The following is an 18308-nucleotide window of genomic DNA, read 5'->3' as shown; positions in this document are numbered from 1 at the left end:
TCGCGGTGCGGCGGGACGGGCTCGGGTCGGTAGACTGGCGCATGTGTTCATCGTGAGTGTGTGTTCCCTGAAGGGCGGCGTCGGCAAGACGTCCGTGACCCTGGGCCTGGCGTCCGCCGCCCTGCATCAGGGGGTGAACGCCCTGGTGGTCGATCTCGATCCGCAGGGCGACTCCACCCTCGGTCTGCTCGGTGAACCCGCCAGCACCCTGGACATCGCCGAGGTGCTCACCTCCCCGCGCACCGAGACCATCGACCGGGCCATCATCGAGACCCCGTGGTCCGCCGACGCGGCCTCCCACCTGGACATCATCCCCGGATCGAGCCGGTCCTCCGTCATGGACTCCCCCGCCCCGGGGCCCAAGGAGGTACGCCGACTGCATCACGCGCTGGACAAGCGCACCCACCAGTACGACCTGGTCCTGATCGACTGCCCGCCCTCGCTCAACGGTCTCACCCAGATGGCGCTCGCCGCCTCTGACCGTGCACTGGTCGTGGCCGAGCCCGGCTTCTTCGCCGTCACCGCGGCGGATCGCGCGCTCAAGCTCGCCACGGAGATGCACGAGAACGGCATCGCCCCGCGCCTGCAGCCACTGGGCCTGGTCGTGAACCGCTATCGGCCGCGGTCGGTCGAGCACCAGTACCGCCTGGCGGAGCTGCGGGAGCTGTTCGGTGCCTCCGTGCTCGAGCCGGTGATCGAGGAACGTGTGGGGCTGCAGCAGGCCCAGGGCGGCGCCGTGCCGCTGCACTCGTACGAGGGCGCCTCCGGCAAACGTCTCACCGAGGACTTCGATGCGCTGCTCGAGACCGTGATGGATTCCCGCCAGAACTCCTGAGGGCGTGCGGGCCCCATCGGCCCGTTCCGCGACGCACGACCAGACTCATGGGCTGAGCCGCAGCCGGCTCACGGCCCGGCCCACAGCCGGCTCACGGCATGCAGAGGCACCCTCGACGACGAAGAACGGCGAGTCCCTCCCCGGGGCTCGCCGTTCTCTCGGTGCGCAGTGGCGGTGCTCAGCCGGCCTGGCGTGAGCGGCGACGCGCGGCCAGCTCGTCCTGCAGGGCGAGGGCTGCGTCATCGGCCGGGTTGACCCCGGGCAGGCTCAGCAGATCGCTCTCGACCTCGCGCCAGACACGGCCCACGGCGATGCCGAACACACCCTGACCACCCTGGACCAGGTCGAAGACGTCCTCGGCGGAGGTGCACTCGTACACCGAGGCGCCATCGCTCATGAGGGTGATGCCGGCGAGGTCGTCGATGCCGCGTTCACGCAGAGCACTGACGGCGACGCGGATCTGCTGGAGGGAGACACCGGTGTCGAGCAGGCGCTTGACGACCTTCAGCACCAGGATGTCGCGGAAACCGTAGAGGCGCTGACTGCCGGAGCCATGCGCGGCCCGGACCCCGGGCTCGACGAGTCCGGTGCGGGCCCAGTAGTCGAGCTGGCGGTAGGTGATGCCCGCGGCCTTGCAGGCGGCCGGACCGCGGTAGCCGAGCTCTCCGGGCGTATCCACCACATCGTCGAAGAGCACGCCCTGGGCGGGCTCTGCGGGGACGGTCGACTGTTCAGAGCGATCATCGCCTCGAGTGGCGTTCACGGCTACCTCCGGGTTCCGGCTCTCCGAGGGGGAAGGACGAGAGCACTCACCACAGACTAGCGCCAAGACCACCTCGGCAGGCAGCAACTCGCCGCGCGAAGGTCACGGAGGGATGACGGAGCGGCGCCCTCATCCCTCCCGGAGCTTCGAGCGCAGCACCGCGCTGTGGAGGGAGATCATAGATTCGCCCAGGTCACGCGCGAAGTCCTCAGCCTCCCCGCGGGCGGCGGCATCCCCGGAGCGCGAGCGCGGCCGTGCGATCGACCGGATCATGTGGGCCTCCCGCTCCGCAGCGGTGCGAAGCATCACCAGGTGGCGCGGGTGCAGACCCTCCTCGGCCAGCGCACGGGCTGCGCTGACGATCTCCAGCTCCGTGGCGCCGTAGAAGAGGCCTCCGTCGGCGAGCAGACCGAACTGCTCGAGCTCGACCAGGAACTCCTCGTCGACTGCCGCCTCGCGAGCCAGGCCGTGACGGTCCAGGCGCACCGCCTGCAGCGTCGAGCTGGGTCCGGGCCGGGAGGCGATCGAGGTCACCTCCGAGTCGACCCCGTGCTCGAGAAGATGTTCCTTGATCACCTTGAGCGGCCAGAAACGATCCCTCTGGGCGCGCAGCACGAACCGGAGGCGGTCCACATCCTCGCGGCAGTACTTGCGATAGCCGGAGGCAGTGCGCTCAGGCGTGATCAGACCCTCGGACTCGAGGTAGTGCAGCTTCGAGTGCGCGAGATCCGGGAACTCGTCACGCAGGATCTGAAGCACCTGCCCGATGCTGAGCCGGGCCGCAGTCGACGTGCTCGGCCTGCGCGAGGCGGAGGCCGCCATCGGATCAGGCCGTCCCGTGGAACGGGTGGTACGTGAGGCGGTACTTGCCGATCTGCACGTCCTGCCCGGCGTGCAGACGGGACTCGTCCACCCGGTCCTTGCCGACATAGGTGCCGTTGAGGGAGCCCAGGTCACGCACCATGAAGCCATCCCCGTCCCGCACGAACGCGGCGTGCTTGCGGGAGACGGTCACATCGTCCAGGAATATCTCGCTCTTGGGGTGACGACCCGCGACGGTGGTCTCGGAATCCAGGAGGAAGCGTGCCCCCAGGTTCGGACCCTTCCGCACGATGAGCAGCGCACTGCGCGGAGGCAGGTTCTCGATCGCCCGACGATCCTGGGACGAGAGGCCGGACTCGACATCCTCCACGGGGTCACTGGGCGAGATCGCACTCAGCTTCGACGTGTGATCAAGATTCTCGTCGTTCCACTCGGTGTTCCCTGACACCGCGCACCCCTTCCTGGCCTGCTGCGGATCCTGAGCGATGAGCGCTCGGAATTCGGCCCGCCCATCTTCGCATGCCATCGGTGGCCTGCGGGCACTTCTCGACCACGTCAGGCCAAGACTTGACGATCACTTGACCACTCGGGCGTGCTCGGGGGTCCCGAGCTCCACAGTGGCCTCGATCCGGACCTCGTCATCCGAGACCGCGGAGAGGGTCCCGCCGTCACCCGCCACCGAGTCCGCGGCGCCGCCGGGGATCCGCAGCGCGGGTTCCATCACGGCGGGGTCCCCGATCGCCCGGAGCTCGTAGGGCGCCTCGATCGCGGTGCCGTCCACGAGCAGGCCCCCGTCGGTCGCCGTCGTGATGGAGGTCGAGGCGACCACCCGCACATCGCCGATCTGGATGACCTCCGCGCCGGCGTTGCGCAGCTCCTGCACCACGCCCAACAGGGTCGAGGCGCGCAGGCCCTGAGAGGGATCCGCGATCAGCACGACGATCCCTCTCCCGTGGGCCGGCACCGTGCCGGCGATGATCTCGAGCTCCGTCAGGCGCTCCTCGGCGGCGTTCCGCGCCGAGATGTCACCCTCCTGCCCGGAGCGCAGAGCGTCCAGGGTGCGCTCGAGCTCGGCGTTCTCGACCTCGAGATCCGAGGAGTGGCGACCGGACTCGTCCAGAAGCCGCACCAGCTCCTGCTGGCTGGATCCCTCGAGGGAGTCGTCGGTCTGGCTCACCTGGGCGGCGATCGAGAGACCCAGCAGCAGGCACAGCACGCCGACGATCAGGTGCGCGGGATTGGCCTGTGGGCGCAGGGAGTCACCGAGACGCCGCCAGACCAGCCGCTGCTGGTCCGGGGAGTCAGGGGTGCGGGTGCCATCGCTCATGACCGGAACAGCAGTCGTCGGATCGCCGCGGCGTTCGAGAAGATGCGGATCCCCAGCACCACGATCACTGCCGTCGAGAGCTGCGAGCCCACCCCCAGCTGGTCGCCGAGGAACACGAGGAAGGCTGCGATGAGCACGTTGAACAGGAACGATGTGATGAACACATGGGAGTCGAAGGCACCGTCGAGACTCGCGCGCAGTCCTCCGGCGAGGGTGTCCAGCGCCGCGACGACGGCGATGGGGAGATAGGGCTGGAGCCCGGCGGGGACGTCCGGCTGGATGATCACGCCCAGCACGATGCCCAGCACCAGTCCGATGATGGCGATCACGGTGACTCCTCCTCGGTGCCGCGCTCGGCGGCGTTCGATGCGCTACGTGGTCAATCGCTCGTGGAATCGCTCGGCGAATCGCTCGGCGGGGTCTCCGCCGCGGCGTCGCCGGAGTCCTCGAGCGCGGTCGCCTCCCGGAGAGTACCCGTCGAACGGGCCGGTACCGACAGCTCCTCCCCATCCTCCCAGGACAGCCGGATCCCGAAACGGGTGGAGATCTCGGAGAGGTACGCGCCGGTCTCCGACGCATCGACCGCCGTGCGGAGCTGTTCGGTGTCTCCGAGCGCCGTCACCCGGTAGGGGGGTGAGAGCGGGCGGAAGTCCACCAGGATCGCCGAACCGGCCGTGCGGATCGCGGTCGTGGGGCCGATCCGCTGGCCGTTCACCGAGATCGCCTCTGCGCCGGCAGCCCACAGGCCGTTGACGGCGATCTGCAGATCACCGTCGGTGACCCGGTTCGCTGCGCCGTCGGCGGCCCCCGGGCTCGAGGGCAGCGGCGCGGAATCCTCGAGCACGAGGACCGTGCCCGGTCCGGACATCGGCACGCCGGCTCCTGCGGATTCGAACTCGGTCAGTCGCTCGGCCGCGCCCGAGTCATCCTGTTCGAGCACGGCGCCCTGGGCCTCGGTGACCTGCCCTTCGAGCTCGATGCGGCGCTCCTCGAGCTGCTCCGCCTCGGCACGGGTCTCCCGCACCTCCTGCTCGAGGAGTGCGCGGGGGCTGTCCTCGGCGGCGGCCTCTCCCCGCAGGTCCAGCACGGAGACGGCGACGACGAAGCCCAGCAGGAGGGCGAGCAGGAGGGTGGTGACGCGGGTGTACCGGTTGTCCGGCGGAGCGGCCTCGGCAGCCGGATGCTCGTGCTCGCGCAGGGTCGCCACGCCATAGGGATTCGCGGTGAGCGCGCGCAGCAGCGAGGTCGGCGAGTACGGGGTCTCGCCGTGCGGGGTGGTGTGCTCGGCATCGCGCATGGCTGGAGTCTAGGAGCGGGGAGGGTGCGGGGCCGTCAGACCCGCGGGACGGCCGGGTGCTCGTCCAGCAGCTGCGAGAAGTCGGTGCGTCCGGTCCGTGCAGGTTCGGGGATGCTCGCCTGCACCAGGTACCTGCTCACGGTCGCGCTGAACGGTCCGGTGCGCAGCCGTGCGTGCAGGTGCTCGAGCACGTCGCGGTGCCGGCCCACGTCGAGTCCCTCCGGCGCGCCCCACGGAGCCCGGCGCAGAGCGCGCAGGAGCGTGGGGACGTCGTCGATCTCGCAGCGGCCATGGAAGGCATCCGCACGTTCCACGGTGAGGCCCGCGACGGTCAGGGCATGCACGGTGTCCTCGAGCGAGGCCCTGGGACGCGGGGCGTCGTGCCCGAAGAGCGCACGGATCTCCTGACCGTCGTCCCCGCCCACCTGCTGGGTGAGGAAGGTGCCGCCGGGTGCGAGCACGCGGGAGATCTCCGTCGCGTCGAAGGGCTCGTGGTGACACAGCACCAGGCCGAAGCCGCCGTCCCCCACCGGCAGGAGGGCGCCGGTGTCCGGGCCGTGCTCGAGCACCTCGATCCCCAGCGGAGCCAGCCGCGCACGGGCGAGGGCCAGGGTCGCGGTGCGACCCTCCGTGGCGACCGAGCCCTCCGGAAGCACGTCGGCCAGGGCGGCGAGCACCTCTCCCCCGCCGGTGCCCAGATCCAGCACCCGGTCCGCCATCGGTGCGAGGTTCTCGACCAGGGTCCGCCAGCGCCAGGGCGGTTCCTGATCGCAGCGCCCGGGAGGGGAGGAGTGGCCCCCGTCGGCGGGATCAGTGGAATCGGTGGGATCTGTGGGGTCCTCCGCGAGCGCCTCGCGCCAGCGCTGCCGCTCCTGCTCGTCGGTCGTCATCGAACCTCCTGCGCGTCGGACCGGGTGACCGGTCGGAGTGGTGCGTGCTCTCGTGCCGCTCCTGCGAGCCCACTATCGCATCCGAGGCGCACCGCGCGACTGCGGCACAGGTGCCGCAGGTCACGCACCTCTCGATTGGATACCAGGTCCCTGCTCGGGGTACTGTGTTCCTCGGTCCTCCGGTCGCGGAGGATCACGCATGATCTCGGGCTGTGGCGCAGCTTGGTAGCGCACCTGACTGGGGGTCAGGGGGTCGCAGGTTCAAATCCTGTCAGCCCGACAAATGCCCTGGTGAGAACAAGTTTCTCACCAGGGCGTTGTCTTTTTTAGCGGCGATGTGACCGCTAGAGTGACCGCTAGAGTCGCGCCGGCTGGAGACCGCACGAGCCTCGGGGTCACCATCACGACGGCGATCGACCTTCGAGTGCCGCTCCTGGACCAGGGGCACGCGGGGCGAGCACAGAACGGGGCCGGCTGGTGGCCAGGGCCAGAGTCTCCCCCATGTTCTCTCGTCGCCGCGACTCAAGACCAGGCAGGCCGTCTCGCCCGTCGCAAGGCTGCCCTTCCCGTCGGAGCTCCCACGTGGGGAAGAACTGCGGCAGTGTCGGCGCGGCCACTCTCGGCTGCCGGGGCATCGATAGCGCTTCGCCCTCACGGGTCATCCACTGGGTCACCTCCCACGTACACCTCGAAGTGCCCCTGCACCGCGGCTACCCGTCAGGGCGAGCTGGACCCACGTCGCGGTGGGAAGGCATCCCGCTGCACCGAAACGCATACTTGGCCGTGCGGGCACCATCTGCGGAGTGCTCAAGTTCTATGCGTCAGGCTCCTCCAGCTGATTGCTGAAGAGGTGTCCGGCCCTCTGTTGATGAATTTCGCATGACACGTGAAATCAACGTCCGATAATGGCGCTTACCGGACATTGAGCCATTCCGGGGTACCAGCAACTGTGGAACCCACTGTTCCCGGCAGCCACCATCAATGCAGCAGCGGCTACATTCCGGGTTGCACGCACTTCACGTCCGCCGTGCACAATCTGCGTGCCACTCGAAATGACGATTCGGGTATGGAATGCTTTGTTGATGCCGACCGTCCGCAGCACGAAGCCGAATCCCGACGAGCAGTTCCCCGTGGCCCTTGCCGCGCGCATCGTCGGCATCGACCGTTCCTCCCTCGCGCATCTGGTCGATCACGGGCTGATACCCCGTCTCGATCTCGACACCGTTCGGGCGTTGGCCGGCAGTGGCGAGGTGGCCGCCAAGACCACGGATGCACCCGGCCATCTCGTGATCCGCATGGATGTTGACCCCGCCGTGCAGCGGATCGCGGACATGAGCGACGAGGACCTGTCCCGCAGTATCGAGGGCCCATACCGCCTTCCTGGCTCGACGGTGGGCCGCGAGTTCCTGCTCTGCGTGCGGTCCTTCGTCATCGCCACCGGGCACCTCGACAGCCTCGGCGATCCGATCCCGCGGCGCACCGATCGACGAGGTCGCGAGATCACTGGCCGGACCATCTCGGTCAGCATCGACCACCGCCTGAACAACCTCACCTCACGCCCCTCGAAGCCGGTCGAGAATTCTCGGTGGCTCGGCCGTCGGGCCCGTGTCGGCTCCGGAGGCGCGGTGCTTCCTCTACAGTCCTGATGCCCAGGGCTTACCGCCGCAACGAGGCCGACTGTCGCCACGATCCGCATCTCTGAGATCTCTCACCTGCGCCCGATGCTTCGTCACGCTCCTGTCCTGTCACGGGGTGCTCGCGCCCACTGCACCAGTACCCGGAAGGGCCGGGTCACGAGGAGCAGGAGCCGCCATGACCACCATTGCCCAGCACGCCGCACCCCGTCCCGTCGAGGATCCGCACGCCGTACAGACTCTCCTTCGGACTGCCGAGTTCAGCGTCGACCCCGAAGTGCTGGATGACCTGGCCCGAAGCGAAGTAGCCGGCGAGGTGCTGCGGAAGATCGCACACAACCCCGCAACCTCCGCGGACACGCTGGAGCACCTGATCGAGCTCGACCAGCGGTGGCTGGCCTACCCCGTCACGCGCCGCCGGGACCTCTCCCCCGAGTTCATCGACTGGATCGCCCGCCGACTCACCGACCGCAACGCGATCTTCCACGCCTCCTCCGCACCGAACGCGGCCCCGGAGACCCTCCGCTACCTGGCGGCTCATCCATCCGCACCTCCGGCCACGTTAGAGACCGTCGCGGAGCGCATCGGCGCGATGGCCCTGTCGGTGGCGTGACAGTGAAGACTGCAGTCCTGCACTTAGCGGTTGATGGCATGTCTGCTGGGTATTGCGCTGTCTGTCCTCGACGTTCTGGGACGTGAGGTGTCCGCGATAGCGTGAACATTCCATCCGGATCCTGATCTGCCACTTCTTCAGAGCACAGGGCGATCAGAGGGAGGAGGCGACGTGGCGCTGACGCACTACGAGACACTCGGCGTGTCCCAGGACGCCTCGAGAGCCGAGATCACTGCTGCCTTCCGTGCTCAGATGCGGGCCCTTCATGGCGATGCTGGCGGGGACGACGAGCTCGCCAAGCACGTCAGTTCCGCGTACAACGTCTTGGCCAATGCTTCGCGGCGGGCCACCTACGACCGCACCCTGGCACTCCGTACCCCTGGTGCCGCTTCCGCACCGTCACCGGCAGCGGCACGGCGCCGCGTATTCCATCCCGAGCACGGGACTCGAGCCAGGTCGATGCTTGACGTCGATCCCTCGCAGTGGGACTGGTACGTCCCGGCCGAGGAGAGCGCAGCCCGAGCGAGAGTAGAGGCTCCCCGCCGCTGGCATGTACGTACGATCCTGCTGGTGGTCGCGTTCGTGGCGTGGGCAGCTGCCGGGGTGGCCGCCGGGACGACGCTCGGACTGCCGCTGGCTCGCATCGACGCGGTCTCGACGCCGGTGGCGCTGCTGTGCGGCGTGGGAGCTCATCTGATCTGGTCGGCCCTGGTGGTCACGCGAAGCATCCTCCGACGGTGGGGCCTCATCGCGGCCCTACTCGTTACGGTGGCCGGCGCCGTGTGCATCTACCTCGATGCTGGCACACCCCTGCCCATGCTTGGCAGCCCGTTGTGCCTCATGGCGAGCACGCTCACGACGTACCTGTCCTTCGGCGTAGTGTTGTCCCGCTCATCCCGGGACGGGGACGTCATCGACTCCTCGTTCATCACGCAGGTCGGCACTACCGCGCTCGGCTCCCGCAGCACTGACATCGAGCGGCTGCTCGGCGCCCTCACGGGAGCCTTCGGCCACCGGGACGGAGTGCGCGTAATCCTGCTGCCCGACCGCGTGACTCCGCGGCCCAACACCTGCCTGGTGCGGTCGCAAGTAGCAATCGTCGTCGGCCGGTCCGTGCACCTGATCGCGATCCCTCCGCTCGGCGCCGACGGCCTGGAGATCTCAGGAACCGAGATCATCACCGACGGCCAAATGCACCGCAATGTCGTCCACGACGAGGTGCAGGCACTCCGTAGGCGCTTCGGCCGCGGCTCGGACGTTCATGGGTATGTCGTGCCCACACTGCTCGCAGCCGCCCCGACAGGGATCGAGCAGGCTGGCGGAGTCTCGTTCGGCTCGCTCACCCAGATCCTGGATGCGGTCGCGACCGACGCCGGCACGAGCCTCGACAGGCCGAACGCTCTGTTCCGCCATCGAGCACTGGAATCCATGTCGCTGCTGGTCTAACTCGGTGCTGTCCATCCTGCGGCCGCCGCGATGGCGCTCTCGAAAGCGTCAAGCGCTGCGGTGATAGTCGGCGAAGAGGTCACGGGCCACTTCCAGAACCTCCTGCAGGCGCGAACCGAGCTCACGGCGCGCCGCCGGCGCGGTGATTCCAAGACATTCGACGATCTCGGCTCGGGTGGGGTACTCCCCGATCGCGTGGTGGGCGAAGTAGAGGCGTGCGACGTCGGCAGCCTGGACCGGTTCCCGCTTCAGTCGTCGAGTGCGCGTCTGCTCCCGCTCCTGGTCGAGCTGCTCGCATCGGACGATGACGGCCAGGATCCGATCTGACCAGTTCAGCGGCCCCGAGTCCGCCGACGCCATGGCCGGCATGCGCGCATCGGCCCCCACTGACACCTCTTCGAGCGGCACTGCCCGTGCGGTGCGCAAGTCACCCCGCGTGATGAGAACTGCTTGTCGGGCTGCGTCCTTCCGGGTGGCGCGCATCCGGTCGTTATGGAAGGCGACGAGCTCGTCATCTGCTGGCGGACGCCCATGCTCGGTCTCGAACAGCTGACGGGACTTCGTGACATGCGCGGACTTGCGGTCCTGTGCACTGGCACCGGGCACGCCCGCGGTGCCGTCGAGTAACCCCTGGCGCCGGTCGTCGCGGATGCAGGATCTCGTCTCGGACTCGAGGATCATCGGGATGTTCGCGGTGTAGTTGAACACCGGGCTGGTGCCGGGGCCGTCCTTGGCGCGCCAGCGCTGCGTCACCATCCGCAGGAGCGCCTGACCGAAGTACGACAGCACCACGTCGTCGTCATCCCACTGCAGACGCGCGACCCGCTTGACTCGCGCGAGGACTCGACGCACCTCGAACCTCCGGTCTTCGAGGAACTCCTCCAGCCGCCAGCGCATTTCCGCCTCACAGTCCGCATGCAGCACTGCGCACAGCTCGGCTTTCCATGGGGCGTCGAGCGTGTCCCGATCGCACTCGCAGCGGCTGTGGTGCTGGAAGACGCGGGTGGCCGCGGCGGCGCGGACTCTCACGCCCTCACCCCCGACGCCACCGGCATGACCAGCCCCTATGGCCCGACCATCGCATCGAACCGCGCGACGTGCACAACGCATTCTGGAGGATCCACTCGGGGGCAGTATGGCATCCGTGAAGATGGGTCATCCGTGGGCTCCTCCTCGGCGTCATGGATGGCTCAGGTGGCACCGGGAGATCCCGTTGGGCATGTCTAACCTGTGTTGGGCATGTCTATCAGGTAGTGTCAGACATGTCTAAGAGGATGGAGGACTTGTGGACAGAGACGATCCCGGCCCGGGCAACCAGGACGCACTGGGCATGCCGCAAAGGCTGCGACTCCTCGTGGACCTGTACGCCGTCGAGCACGGGACCGAGCCCACCTACCCCGAGATCTCCGGACACTTGGAGGCACGCGGAGTCAGCTTGAGCCGGGCCCGCTGGAGCTACATGCTCAACGGACATCGCGAGGTGACCGATCCCGACCTTCTCGAAGCGATCGCCGACTTCTTTGGCGTGCAGTCAGACTTCCTGCTCAGCGATGGCCCCCTCCCTGAGCAGGTCGAATCGCAGCTCGAGCTCATCCGGGTGATGCGCATCGCGCGGGTCAGATCGTTCGCTGCGCGCACCTTGGGGGACGTGTCTCCAGGTGCCCTCGACGCCATCACCCGGTTCCTGGATGAGGAAGCAGCAGGTCGGACCGAAGAGAGGTAATCCATGGCGCGCGCTGGTCGCCGAACTCAAACGACTGATTCATCACTCGGAATCGCGCTACCCGAATTGTTCGCGATGGAAGACATCGTGTCCGCCATCGAGCAGGAACGTGATACGACGATCAAGGTCGTAGAGTTTCCCGAGATCAGTCCAGAGGACGGTCTCTTCGGGATCTGGCTCAACACGAAGTTCGGGGACTATGTTCTTCACGCGCCTGCCCCATCCGAGTTGCATCGCCAACAGATCATCCTCCACGAACTTGCGCACATGATCCTCGGCCATGACCTGGCAGTAGGGCAGAGTAACGCGTCTAAACTGTTTCCCGATCTCCCCGAAGATGCTGTCGTACGCACACTCGCGCGAGGTCACGACGACAACCAACTTGAACGCGAAGCCGAAACACTGGCAGACCGCCTCGCCCACTCACTGCGCGTGAACGCCCAGCAGTCATCGTTTACAAAGGTGTTCGGATGACCCAGGTCCTCATCGCTACAGCTCTCTGGCTCGCGGTCATCGGGCTCATCATCCTCAGAGGCCACGGAGCAGCGGACCGCTCCACCATCAACGCGACAGCATCGGTCGGAGTGGGCTTATCCCTCAACATCTCACCGCTGTACATGACGGTCGACGCCTGGCTGGGCGGGCACAACCTCACTGGCCTCATCGCCAACATCGCCATCATCTTCGGGATGTCCTCCCTCGCCCGTGCCGTCGCCCGCGCATCAAATGAGCAGATCTGGCTCAGCAAGCTCGTGCTGGGCCCCCGCCGAACTTGGCTCACCGTGGCCATCACCGTCGCTGCCATCTCAGCCATCGCGTTCTCGCAGGTCGAGATGGAAGGAACGTCCGCACGCTTCATGATCGACTACGGCGACCAGCTGGCCGCCGCACTGTACTCGGGCGTGCAGCACGTGTACTTCGGCGCCGTCACTGCTTCCCTCGCCATCATTTGCGCACGCGAAGCCAAGAGAGTCCGCGGCGCGAAGCGGCTCGCAACAATCGTTCTCATGCTCGGCGGAGCAATCCAGACCGTCTCGTGCGTCGACGTCCTGGTGATGGATGCTTCCCACGTCGCCGGCTATGAAGGGGTCCTCACTGCTGCGCAGAGCATCTACGACTACGTCAACGCAATCAGCTTCCTGCTCATCACGGCCGGGTTCGTACTGCTCCCCCTCGGACGGCTCATCGACAATCGCAGCGACAACAGGCGATCCGCCCACCTGCTCGGGATGCTCACCCAGGCTTGGGAACGCGCACAGAATCTCAAGCCGCTCGGCCCACAGGTCGAGAAGTCCGATGATCATGGCTCAGCTCTGTACCGGCTCATCGTTGAGGTCCGCGATGTTCAGGCCACCGTGGGTCACGGCTTCACCTTGACGACCGACGAGGCCGCCGCTCTCGACGAGGCAGAGCGCCACCTCATGGGTGAGCATCCCCCAGTTCGTGCCCATGCGTAAGCCGACAGTGCCGCTGGTGGTCGCCGGGGGTGCGGTCCTCGCCCTTGCTCTCGCGGGTGCAGTCGGCTGCGCCATCGCCCGCACCCTCACAGCGCCGTACAGCGGCCGGAGGTACTCCACTCGGATCCTGGGTGTCTCGAGGAACGACGACCAGTCGACGGTGACCCTCGGCGATACCTCCCAAACCCGACAGCAGGGCAGGTACGGCGCGTTCCTCCCGGACGGCCGCCACATCCGATTCAGCACCGCCATCGTCACATCAGCCACCGGGGTGGCCCGGGAAGTGTCCGCTAGTGCCGCTGACGCGCTGGCTGGCGTCGAGCGCGTCTCGTGGACCGGTATCGAGTTCCCGACACCGAACGATGCGGGCCTCCATGCCCTCGATGCAAACATCGAATCAGAGCATGGCCCGATTCCCGCCTGGGTAATCGACAGTGACTCGCGTGCGACGTGGGCGGTGCACATCCACGGTCTTGGCAGCTCGCGCGCCGGCACCCTTCGCGGCGTCCAGATCGCCTCCGAGCTTGGCCTCACGTCGCTCGTGACCACGTATCGGAACACGGTCGACGGTCCACAGGTCGGGTCGAGGCGACCGACACTCGGCATCGATGAGTTCCACGACGCCGAGCGAGCCCTTGAATACGCGATCGAGCATGGCGCCGAGCAGATCGTCTTGTTCGGCTGGTCGATGGGGGCGAGTATCGCGCTTCGCCTCGCACACCACTCCGCGTGGAGTGATCGGGTCCTCGCGGTAGTGGCCGAATCCCCAGTCCTGGACTGGCGTGCGACCTTGTCCGCCAACCTCCCTGGCGCCGGTCTACCCTCCTGGACTGCCTACCTCGCCTACCCCTGGCTGACCTTCCCCCAGCTCGCGCGCCCCATGGGTCTGGCCAGCGAGATCGACCTGGATCTCCTCGACTGGAGCGCTCGAGATCGCATCCGGATTCCCACCCTTATCCTGCAGGGGCGCTATGACCGCTCCACGCCGTGGCGCCTTGCCGAGCAGGTCGCAGCGGTGAACCCGCATGTCACGCTCGAGCTGTTCGAGGCCGACCACACGATGACCTGGAACTCCGACCCGGGACGCTGGCGCACCGCAGTGTCGGCCTGGCTGACGCCCCGACTCGACAAGCCCGACTGACGGATTCCGAGCTTCGAGGCGCCGTTGCTCAGAGGGCGTCGTCGATGACCGAGCTCAGTGCTCCCGCCACGGCATCATCGCTGCGTGCGAGGTAGGCGTCGATCATCTCTTCGATCTGCTCGTGGGAGAGCTCGGCGCGTACCCGCTCCATCGGCCAGCCTGCGGCGTCCAGTAGCTCGATGTCCTCGTGCAGCTGCTCGAACGGAGCAAGGGTCGGCGTCACCATGGCGGTTTCTCTTTCGTTGTGGGGTGGATCAGCGGGGTGGCATGGGCAGGTAGTACGAGCCGTTCGGGACGTCTGCGCGGATCCGCAGGGCGGTGCGATCCAGGACGCGCCACGACTGACGGGCATGATGCCCGCACAGGTAGATTGGACCGGTCACGTAGAGCACCTTCACCTTGGCCAGCGCGGCTGGGCAGCGGTCACACGAGGTCCACTCGGAGGCGACGGTCGGTGTCTGCCCGAACAGGGTGTCTGCACGCCGGGGCGGGACCGACAGCGGGGTTGCCTTGAGTGCACGGTGCGTCGTGGTGGTCATGCCCGCCCAGTGGGCGCTGTCCTGCCGTCACGGGACGATCAGCGGCGAGTCTCTGTCACGACGGCCCCGCGGGGGACGTAGCCATCGTCGTCGACGCGGGCGTACGGCTCGATCACCGTGTTGTCCTCGATGACTGACCGCTCCCCCACTTCCGCGCCGTATCCCGTCTGGGCGCCGTGCCCGACCGTCGCGTCCTCACCGATCACCGAACCGTTGAGAACGGAGAAGTCACCGACTCTCGCCCGATCGCAGATGTCCGTGTCTGCTCCCGTGATCACAGCGAGTCCGACTTCCGCCGATGAGCCGACCAGGGTGCGCTCCCCGAGCCTCACGCCCGAGCGGATGGTGGCACGGTCCAGCACCTCGCAGTCCCGGTCGATCTGGGTGACGACCTCGTCCGGGTAGGCGCCGCTGGGACCGTGGATCTGAACGGACTCCCCGATCTCCGTCCCATCCTGGAGAGTGAACGTCCCGTCGAGAGTCGAGCCGGCACCGATCGTGATCGTGCCGTGCAGCTCACTGGCTCCGCCCCGGCCCTTGATCGTGACTCCTTCCCCGGTGGACAGCACTCCGTTGACCACGGCATCGGTGAGGGTGGTCTTGTCCCCAAGTTGCGTGTCATGCGCGAACCTGGAGCTGGCCCCGCCATCCACTTTCACTCCGTCGCCGACCTGGACGTTTTCTCCCCAGGTGCTGCCGCCGAGCAGCCTTGAGCGGGTCCCGACCTCGAGTTCGTCGCCGAACGTTCCTTCGAGTCGGTTGCGGCTGCCGATCCGCGAGCCGTTACCCACGCTCGAACTGGCGTGGATCTCCGTGCTCTTCCCGATCGTGACCGAGTCACCGACCCGGCACGTATGCCGGATGAGCGCCCGGTCCTCGAGCACGCAGTCCTCCCCGACCACAACACCTTCATCGATCGTCACCTGGGCACCGATGCACGTGGACTGCTCAACCTGCACATCCCGACCGAGCCGCGCACTCGCACCGACCGAAACCTCCTCGTCGAGCACGACCCCGTCGCCGACCACGGACCCGGCCTGCAGGATCACGCCCTGACGGATGGTGACCTTCTCCCCCACGCTGGCGCCCTGTGCGATCGAGGCATCATCTTCGATGCTCGTGTTGGCGCCGATCTGGGCCCCCTCACGGATCACGACTCCCTCCCCGATGCTCGCGCCGGCGCCGATCGTGACGTCTTCCCCGATACGAGAGCCTTCACCGATACGCACACCCTCTCCGAACTGGGCGCTGGCCGCGATCTGGGCATCTTCCCCGATGATCGGGCGGGCCTCGGCGTTTGGTGCTGGGATCGGGATGTCCGCCTCGCCGCGGGACACGGCAGCGAACTCGCCCTTGTTGCCCCGCTCGCCGGTATCTCGCTTCCGCACCTTCGAGCTGAAGCTGCTTACCGTCCGGGCCTTCGTAGCCATCATGGGGTCCTCCTCGTCGTCCACCCGTAGCCCGGGCAGAGTTCTGCGTGCCGGGGTTCAGGGACAGTCGGACAGTCGGACTCGAGCCCCGTACTGGACAGATCAGCCTCGACACGGGCGGTGAACGGGATCGCGGCACGAAGCCCATCGAAGATTTGTCCGAGCTCGGTGCGGTGGTGGTACCCGTACAGCGCAACGAGGATGATCGCGAGCAGGCCGATCAATACTGTGCGGGCGCGCGAGAAGCGGGACTGAGGGTTCCTACTGCTCATGTCCGCCCCAGTGGGCGACAGCTGCGCCTCGCGGGACGCGACCTCACTGGTTCAGGTAGTCCTCATCCGCATCGGACTCGAACTGCTCAGCGAGCTTGGGGTGCTTCTCGACGTAGTAGGCCCTGGTCATGGCATCGAGACGGTGCTTCTCCTCGAGCGCTGTGGTGCCGTGCTTCTCGGCGAGGTTCTGGGCGATCACCGGGCGCATCCGGGCCCGCCACGCCGTCCGCTGCTCCTGGTTCCGTCGGGACTCGGCGAACTCCGGCAAGGTCTCCCCCGCGGTCCGTTCGAGGTTGATCGCATCGCCCAGCCCCCTCGCCCAGGCCAGCTCTGCGTCCCGCTCGGTGGAGATCACTTCGCGAACCTTCCCGGCATCCCCGAGGTCTTCCTCGAAGCGCAGCGGCTTGCCGTTCTTCGACACTGCTGCGGCGAGCTTCTCCGCACGCTTCCGTGCCCGCTTCTGGGCCGGGGTCAGCTTCGCCCATGCGTCCCGTCGCTCCCGCTCCCGTTGGGCATCAAGCTCGTCCGGCGTGTGCATTTTCGTCGGCAGCGACGTTGCATCACCCACGGGTGCCGAGGGATAACAGCTCGTGCACGCGCGGTGGCCTGCAGCCGTGACGATTGCGTCCTCATCGGCGCCGGAATAGTCAGTCAGCCACGCGTACTGAGTCGTGGGCCGGCACGTCGAACAGCCCATGCTCGAATGCACGTGGCCGTTGCCGTTCGCGACAAGGAATGCGCGGTTCCAGCCGCCACGGATCCGGAACGCCTCCTCGAGCCCGTCGACCTGCTCCCGGGCCCGATCCACCTCCGCCTGGGCAGCCTCAACATCACGCAGCGGCCCCCGGATCTGCGACCCAGTCGCCTCAGAAGCGGCACCGCCATCGGCGAGGATCACCCAGTCGCGGGCCGCCGTGAGCACCTGCTCATCAGTCTTAACCCAACCGTCACGTGGGCTGCGCCGATCCCCGACGGCCCGGTGTAGCTCGTCGAAACGGCCGCGCAGACGTGATCGGGTGGTGGCGAGGGCCTTGCCGGCCGCCGCGCCGTGCTCATCAAACTCGGTCGGGTCCGCGGTGCGTACGTCGAATCCGAACCGCTCGAGCAGAGCCGGGCCCGCGTGAGAGCGCTCATCGGAGCTGGTCGCCACCTCGACGTCCGCCTCTCGGCGCGGCACAGAGCCGAACTCTCCCGCGTTGCCTGCCTCGCCGGTGTCCTTCTTGCGCATGATGCCGCTCATCGCCTGCCTCCTCGGGACGCTCCTGTACCTGAGGAAGTGGGCGACCCGCGATCGTCACAGGACGCAACGGACATCGCAAATTCGACTCCGGACAAGCCCGGCAAATCGTATGCTCATCGCGTCACCCACCAGCGCGGGCGGGAGGTAGCCGGATGAAGCTCTCCACGGAGCAGCGAGATGACGTCGCCGACGACGCGGCCATCCGCTACCGGGCCGGAGAATCCTGGGCCGAGATCGGGGCCCGCTACGACCTCACGCCTCAATACGTCTACCGCCTCACGACCGCCCGCCACGACATCACCTTCCGTCGCTGGGGACGGCAGCCTTTCGCCGACGTTGACGAGGTCGTCAGACGCCGAGAGGACGGGCAAACCCTCGAGCAGATCGCGGAAGACCTCGGTTGCTCCCGACAGGCGATCCGCACCGCCCTCGAGACGGCCGGGCGCACACCGCCGACCCGCTATCCGCGGCTTGCGGAGAGTCGCACACCCACCGCGGACGAGATCGCTGAATTGCGCGGACTGTATGAGGCGTGCCCGCAGGCGCCACGCGCCCGAGCCGTCCGCGGAGAAGAGGGCAGGGTACTGGCCGGGGCATGCCGATCCGTCGTCGACGACGGCGTCCCCATGCAGAGACTCTCGGTCGCGCTCGGCCGCGGCGCAACGTGGCTCCACTGGCTCCTCAGCTGCCACGATCTTCGACCCGAGCTGCGGAAGGCGCGGACGACCACCCGGCGCACCAGAAGCTAGGCGCGCGAGTAGCCGCTCGCGCGTTGCGCACTCCCTCTCTCGGTCACTCGCGCATCCTCGACCCCGGCACAACACTCGGGGTTCGCTCCATGGCTCGACTCGGAGGGGCGATGCTTACTACTCTCCAAGC

21 protein-coding genes and 1 tRNA gene are annotated in these 18308 nt (G+C 67.5%); 10 read left to right on the top strand and 12 right to left on the bottom strand.

What is annotated here, in order from left to right; genetic code table 11:
• The first annotated feature begins 43 nt into the window (after nt 1–43).
• Nucleotides 44–835 carry a ParA family protein gene (locus VF289_RS06270; protein WP_330882226.1) on the top strand — a complete coding sequence of 264 codons (792 nt, stop codon included), beginning with the start codon at nt 44–46 and terminating at the stop codon, nt 833–835.
• Between the two features lie 178 nt (nt 836–1013).
• On the opposite strand, the gene VF289_RS06265 is transcribed toward VF289_RS06270, so the two are convergent.
• From VF289_RS06265 to VF289_RS06235, 7 genes are all read right to left on the bottom strand, one after another.
• Nucleotides 1014–1598 (bottom strand): MerR family transcriptional regulator, encoded by a 585-nt coding sequence (locus VF289_RS06265; RefSeq protein ID WP_330882224.1) that lies wholly within the window; start codon nt 1596–1598, stop codon nt 1014–1016.
• A gap of 129 nt (nt 1599–1727) precedes the next feature.
• Nucleotides 1728–2357 (bottom strand): MerR family transcriptional regulator, encoded by a 630-nt coding sequence (locus VF289_RS06260; RefSeq protein ID WP_330882222.1) that lies wholly within the window; start codon nt 2355–2357, stop codon nt 1728–1730.
• 67 nt (nt 2358–2424) lie between these two features.
• Entirely contained in the window at nt 2425–2868 is a 444-nt protein-coding gene (locus tag VF289_RS06255) for an FHA domain-containing protein (protein WP_330882220.1), read from the bottom strand.
• A gap of 126 nt (nt 2869–2994) precedes the next feature.
• Nucleotides 2995–3747 carry a DUF881 domain-containing protein gene (locus VF289_RS06250; protein WP_330882218.1) on the bottom strand — a complete coding sequence of 251 codons (753 nt, stop codon included), beginning with the start codon at nt 3745–3747 and terminating at the stop codon, nt 2995–2997.
• Nucleotides 3744–4076 (bottom strand): small basic family protein, encoded by a 333-nt coding sequence (locus tag VF289_RS06245; protein WP_330882216.1) that lies wholly within the window; start codon nt 4074–4076, stop codon nt 3744–3746. The genes VF289_RS06250 and VF289_RS06245 overlap by 4 nt, the downstream gene beginning before the upstream one ends.
• A gap of 50 nt (nt 4077–4126) precedes the next feature.
• On the bottom strand, nt 4127–5044 hold the full coding sequence (locus VF289_RS06240) for a DUF881 domain-containing protein (protein ID WP_330882213.1): 918 nt from the start codon (nt 5042–5044) through the stop codon (nt 4127–4129).
• Nucleotides 5045–5079: 35 nt separating this feature from the next.
• Nucleotides 5080–5934 carry a class I SAM-dependent methyltransferase gene (locus VF289_RS06235; protein WP_330882211.1) on the bottom strand — a complete coding sequence of 285 codons (855 nt, stop codon included), beginning with the start codon at nt 5932–5934 and terminating at the stop codon, nt 5080–5082.
• A gap of 206 nt (nt 5935–6140) precedes the next feature.
• Between VF289_RS06235 and VF289_RS06230 the strand changes: the two genes are divergently transcribed.
• From VF289_RS06230 to VF289_RS06215, 4 genes are all read left to right on the top strand, one after another.
• Nucleotides 6141–6214, top strand: a tRNA-Pro gene (locus VF289_RS06230).
• Nucleotides 6215–7016: 802 nt separating this feature from the next.
• Entirely contained in the window at nt 7017–7580 is a 564-nt protein-coding gene (locus VF289_RS06225; protein WP_330882209.1) for a hypothetical protein, read from the top strand.
• Nucleotides 7581–7746: 166 nt separating this feature from the next.
• The gene (locus VF289_RS06220; protein WP_330882208.1) at nt 7747–8181 is read left to right on the top strand and encodes a hypothetical protein; all 435 of its coding nucleotides are present in this window, start codon (nt 7747–7749) and stop codon (nt 8179–8181) included.
• Nucleotides 8182–8352: 171 nt separating this feature from the next.
• Nucleotides 8353–9627, top strand: a complete 1275-nt coding sequence (locus tag VF289_RS06215; RefSeq protein WP_330882206.1) for a J domain-containing protein — start codon at nt 8353–8355, stop codon at nt 9625–9627.
• A gap of 48 nt (nt 9628–9675) precedes the next feature.
• Here the strand turns inward: VF289_RS06215 and VF289_RS06210 are convergent, their stop codons facing one another.
• Nucleotides 9676–10656 carry a hypothetical protein gene (locus tag VF289_RS06210; protein ID WP_330882204.1) on the bottom strand — a complete coding sequence of 327 codons (981 nt, stop codon included), beginning with the start codon at nt 10654–10656 and terminating at the stop codon, nt 9676–9678.
• A 256-nt stretch (nt 10657–10912) separates the two neighbouring features.
• Here VF289_RS06210 and VF289_RS06205 point away from each other — a divergent pair, with 256 nt between their 5' ends.
• From VF289_RS06205 to VF289_RS06190, 4 genes are all read left to right on the top strand, one after another.
• Nucleotides 10913–11350 (top strand): hypothetical protein, encoded by a 438-nt coding sequence (locus VF289_RS06205; protein ID WP_330882202.1) that lies wholly within the window; start codon nt 10913–10915, stop codon nt 11348–11350.
• 87 nt (nt 11351–11437) lie between these two features.
• Nucleotides 11438–11824: a hypothetical protein gene (locus VF289_RS06200; RefSeq protein ID WP_330882200.1), complete on the top strand. Its 387-nt coding sequence runs from the start codon at nt 11438–11440 to the stop codon at nt 11822–11824.
• Nucleotides 11821–12807, top strand: coding sequence for a hypothetical protein (locus tag VF289_RS06195; protein ID WP_330882198.1), 987 nt, complete (start codon nt 11821–11823; stop codon nt 12805–12807). Before VF289_RS06200 ends, VF289_RS06195 begins: the two co-directional genes overlap by 4 nt.
• On the top strand, nt 12776–13948 hold the full coding sequence (locus VF289_RS06190) for an alpha/beta hydrolase family protein (protein ID WP_330882196.1): 1173 nt from the start codon (nt 12776–12778) through the stop codon (nt 13946–13948). Before VF289_RS06195 ends, VF289_RS06190 begins: the two co-directional genes overlap by 32 nt.
• Before the next feature lie 28 nt (nt 13949–13976).
• Here VF289_RS06190 and VF289_RS06185 read toward each other — a convergent pair whose 3' ends face one another.
• The 4 genes from VF289_RS06185 to VF289_RS06170 form a co-directional block, all read right to left on the bottom strand.
• On the bottom strand, nt 13977–14174 hold the full coding sequence (locus VF289_RS06185; protein ID WP_330882194.1) for a hypothetical protein: 198 nt from the start codon (nt 14172–14174) through the stop codon (nt 13977–13979).
• A 28-nt stretch (nt 14175–14202) separates the two neighbouring features.
• Nucleotides 14203–14487, bottom strand: coding sequence for a DUF7455 domain-containing protein (locus VF289_RS06180; protein ID WP_330882192.1), 285 nt, complete (start codon nt 14485–14487; stop codon nt 14203–14205).
• Between the two features lie 38 nt (nt 14488–14525).
• Nucleotides 14526–15941 (bottom strand): DapH/DapD/GlmU-related protein, encoded by a 1416-nt coding sequence (locus tag VF289_RS06175; RefSeq protein ID WP_330882190.1) that lies wholly within the window; start codon nt 15939–15941, stop codon nt 14526–14528.
• Between the two features lie 291 nt (nt 15942–16232).
• On the bottom strand, nt 16233–17429 hold the full coding sequence (locus VF289_RS06170) for a hypothetical protein (RefSeq protein ID WP_330882188.1): 1197 nt from the start codon (nt 17427–17429) through the stop codon (nt 16233–16235).
• A 152-nt stretch (nt 17430–17581) separates the two neighbouring features.
• Between VF289_RS06170 and VF289_RS06165 the strand changes: the two genes are divergently transcribed.
• Nucleotides 17582–18178: a hypothetical protein gene (locus VF289_RS06165; protein ID WP_330882186.1), complete on the top strand. Its 597-nt coding sequence runs from the start codon at nt 17582–17584 to the stop codon at nt 18176–18178.
• The last annotated feature ends 130 nt before the right edge of the window (nt 18179–18308 follow it).

It is taken from the genome of Brachybacterium sp. (assembly GCF_036379615.1).
Lineage (GTDB): Bacteria > Actinomycetota > Actinomycetes > Actinomycetales > Dermabacteraceae > Brachybacterium.
The sequence above is the reverse complement of the archived record's forward strand: the minus strand, read 5'-3'. Positions and strand labels throughout refer to the sequence as shown.